Below are 777 nucleotides of genomic sequence, written 5' to 3' on the forward strand. Positions count from 1 at the left end.
CCTTGAGAGCTAACAATGATCAGGTATACAGCGGTAAATGCGACAACGAATGCGACAAAGTGTTGGCTTTTTTTGGTCGATATCGCTACGTGGCTTAGTTCGTTTGAACAAGCGACATGATCGGAATTTGCTTTTGACAAACGGAGCCTCTCGCGACACAAAAGCACACCGACAATTTAGCTAGTGTGCGTCTCTTGTTTTTGATGCGAGAAGTTTAGACGTAATTAAATGTTTATCTATGTGTTAAGAGATACAAACCGTAACGTTTTGTTAACATTGCGACACTTGTTGGTCTGCAGAAAATCTCATGGATAAATCGATGGATTTTACGTCCTTCGTCAACGCGCCTATTGATATGTAGTCGACACCGGTTTCGGCAATAGGCGTGATTGTTGAGTTGGTAACATTTCCTGATGCTTCCAGCTTCGCTCTTCCGGTGGCTCGTGCTACACCCGCTCTCATTTCTTCGAGTGAAAAGTTGTCCAGCATAATAACGTCTGCACCCGCTGCAAGTGCCAGATCAAGCTCATCGAGAGATTCAACTTCGATCTCTACTAGCTTACCGGGCGCAAGTTCTCTGGCGTTTTGAACTGCGTTTTCGATAGAGCCGCAAGAAATAATATGGTTTTCTTTGATAAGAAATGCATCATAAAGGCCCATTCGATGATTGTGGCAACCGCCCACAGACACGGCATATTTCTGCGCGACACGCAGCCCAGGAAGGGTTTTTCTTGTATCCAGGAGTTTTACTTGGGTGTGCTCTACGATCTCTGCGTA

General features: G+C 45.2%; 1 protein-coding gene. It reads right to left on the bottom strand.

Features of this window, described 5'->3' with window-relative positions:
* Positions 1-270 precede the first annotated feature (270 nt).
* Positions 271-777 (bottom strand): carboxylating nicotinate-nucleotide diphosphorylase (gene nadC / locus A3751_RS17260; protein WP_068458231.1); only part of this gene is annotated, 507 nt, incomplete at its 5' end.

It is taken from the genome of Oleiphilus sp. HI0080, assembly GCF_001635135.1.